The sequence below is a fragment of the Streptomyces sp. P5F9 genome (assembly GCF_057961495.1).
Genome location: NZ_JBXVPZ010000744.1, coordinates 1 through 2874, shown reverse-complemented (window position 1 = coordinate 2874; position 2874 = coordinate 1). Strand labels below are relative to the sequence as shown.

General features: G+C 72.2%; 3 protein-coding genes. 1 reads left to right on the top strand and 2 read right to left on the bottom strand.

Translation table 11 applies throughout. From position 1 onward, the window contains the following. Positions 1 to 107: 107 nt before the first annotated feature. Positions 108 to 1526 (top strand): RsmB/NOP family class I SAM-dependent RNA methyltransferase, encoded by a 1419-nt coding sequence (locus AC31A1_RS49415; RefSeq protein WP_489659595.1) that lies wholly within the window; start codon positions 108 to 110, stop codon positions 1524 to 1526. A gap of 56 nt (positions 1527 to 1582) precedes the next feature. Here AC31A1_RS49415 and AC31A1_RS49410 read toward each other — a convergent pair whose 3' ends face one another. After that, positions 1583 to 2149: a dihydrofolate reductase family protein gene (locus tag AC31A1_RS49410; RefSeq protein ID WP_489659594.1), complete on the bottom strand. Its 567-nt coding sequence runs from the start codon at positions 2147 to 2149 to the stop codon at positions 1583 to 1585. Between the two features lie 212 nt (positions 2150 to 2361). Continuing rightward, the coding region (locus AC31A1_RS49405) for an alpha-hydroxy-acid oxidizing protein (RefSeq protein WP_489659593.1) at positions 2362 to 2874 on the bottom strand (513 nt) is incomplete at its 5' end.

Below are 2874 nucleotides of genomic sequence, written 5' to 3'. Positions count from 1 at the left end.
CCCCGGAACCCCCGGCACCCCCATGCGCCTGACGTCCCGCGCACACGCGCCGCGGTGCGACGTACGCTGGGTGTACATCTCGGCCAGAAATCCGGAGCACCTTTTTCGTGAGTGAGCAGTCCCCGCGACCCCGTAAGCCCGGCAAGCCCTACCGTCGGCCGCAGAAGGACCCCGTCCGTTTCCTCGCCTTCGAGGCGCTGCGGGCCGTGGACGAGCGGGACGCGTACGCCAACCTCGTCCTGCCGCCGCTGCTGCGGAAGGCGCGCGAGAAGGGCGACTTCGACGCCCGGGACGCCGCGCTCGCGACCGAGCTGGTGTACGGGACGCTGCGCAAGCAGGGGACCTACGACGCGATCATCGCCTCGTGCGTCGACCGGCCGCTGCGTGAGGTCGACCCGCCGGTGCTGGACGTGCTGAGCCTCGGCGTGCACCAGTTGCTCGGGACGCGGATCCCGACGCATGCCGCTGTGTCCGCCTCCGTCGAACTCGCCCGGGTCGTCCTCGGCGACGGGCGGGCCAAGTTCGTCAACGCCGTTCTGCGCAAGGTCGCGCAGGACGACCTTGGCACCTGGATCGAACGGGTCGCGCCGCCCTACGACGACGACCCCGAGGACAACCTCGCCATCGTGCACTCGCACCCGCGCTGGGTCGTCTCCGCGCTGTGGGACTCGCTCGGGGGCGGACGCGCAGGCATCGAGGACCTGCTGGAGGCCGACAACGAACGGCCCGAGGTGACCCTGGTCGCCCGGCCCGGCCGGTCCACCACCGAGGAGTTGCTCCGCGAGGAGGCCGCGGTGCCGGGGCGCTGGTCGCCGTATGCCGTACGGCTCAGCGAGGGTGGCGAGCCCGGGGCCGTAGCGGCGGTGAAGGAAGGGCGTGCGGGGGTGCAGGACGAGGGCAGTCAGCTGGTCGCGCTCGCCCTCGCCAACGCGCCCCTCGACGGGCCCGATGAGAAGTGGCTCGACGGGTGCGCCGGCCCCGGTGGCAAGGCCGCGCTGCTCGCCGCCGTGGCCGCCGAGCGCGGCGCGATGCTCCTCGCCTCCGAGAAGGCGCCGCACCGGGCCGGACTCGTGGCGAAGTCGCTTGCCGGGAACCCCGGGCCGTACCAGGTCATCGCCGCCGACGGGACCCGGCCGCCGTGGCGTCCCGGCAGCTTCGACCGCGTCCTGATGGACGTGCCGTGCACCGGGCTCGGCGCCCTGCGCCGCCGCCCCGAGGCCCGTTGGCGGCGCCGCCCGGAGGACCTCGAAGGATTCGCGCCCCTGCAACGCGATCTGCTGCGCACGGCGCTCGAATCCGTGCGCGTCGGCGGTGTCGTCGGCTACGCGACCTGCTCACCGCACCTCGCCGAGACCCGGGCCGTCGTCGACGACATCCTCAAGCAGTACCCGCACACCGAACTGATCGACGCCCGCCCGCTCCTGCCCGACGTCCCGGCACTCGGCGCGGGTCCCGACGTACAGCTGTGGCCGCATCTGCACGGGACCGACGCGATGTACCTGGCGCTGATCCGCCGGACCGGGTGACCTGCCGGCCGCGTGTGGGGTCCCGCGGCTGATGTCGACATCTCACGTGCCGTTGCTCAGCGCCTCGTCTCGTACCTGGTCAGGATCACGCCGCCGGGAAGCGTCCGTGTCTCCACCAGGTTCAGGTTCACCCAGCTGTCCAGCGCGGTGAAGAACGGTGTGCCGCCGCCCAGCAGGACCGGATGGGTGGCGATCGCGTACTCGTCGATCAGCCCGGCGCGCATCGCCGCCCCGGCGAGCGTCGCGCCGCCGATGGTCATCGGGCCGCCGTCCTCGGCCTTGAGCCGGGTGATCTCGGCGATCGCGTCGCCGGTGACCAGGCGGGTGTTCCAGTCGACCTTGTCGATCGTCGAGGAGAACACCACCTTCGGTGTGTCCCGCCAGTTCCGCGCGAACTCGATCTCCGCCGGGGTGGCGCCCGGCTGCTGGTCGCCGGTCGGCCAGTAGGAACTCATCGTCTCCCACAGCTTGCGCCCGTACAGCGACAGGCCACTCGCCTGCTCGTGGTCGAGCCACCACTGGAACAGCTCCTCGCTCGGCGGTCCGCTCCAGCCGATGTCGTCGCCGGCCGCGGCGATGTAGCCGTCCAGGGTCAGGTTCATGCCGTAGATCAGTTTCCGCATGGCGCCGGCCTTCCGTGAGTCGGTCTCGCGCGTACAGACCGGCGCGGCGCGGGAAACTCATCGGTGCGCGATCCGGGCTCGCCGCCAGTTCTCGTGCTCCGGGCTCAGCGTGGTGTACGCGGCCGACTCGGACAAGCCGCCGGATCTCGACCTCGACCTCGCCAACCGCCCAGCATGCCGCGGCGCTTCCTGGCCCGCTCGGGCGCGCGGCGTCACACCACGCGCTGAAGTGCCTCCCGTGTGAGGTCGGCGAGTGTCGGATAGCCGTCGACCGCCATGATCAGGTCGGCTTCCGCGAGGAGTGAGCGGAGGACGTGGACGATGCCGTCCGTGCCGCCGAGGGCGAGGCCGTAGGCGTACGGGCGGCCGATGCCTACGGCGGTGGCGCCCAGGGCGATGGCCTTGACGATGTCGGCGCCGCTGCGGATGCCGGAGTCGAACAGGACCGGGAGGCCGTCCGCCGCCTCGACCACGGCGGGCAGCGCGTCCAGGGCGGGGAGGCCGCCGTTGGCCTGGCGGCCGCCGTGGTTGGAGCAGTAGACGCCGTCCACGCCGCCGTCCTTCGCGCGGCGTACGTCCTCGGGGTGGCAGATGCCCTTGACGATCAGGGGGAGGTCGGTGAGGGACCGTAGCCAGGGGAGGTCGTCCCAGGTGAGGGGGTTGCCGAAGAGCTGGGTCCAGAGGAGGACCGCGGACTGGGGGTCCTCCTCTGGACCCAGCTCTTC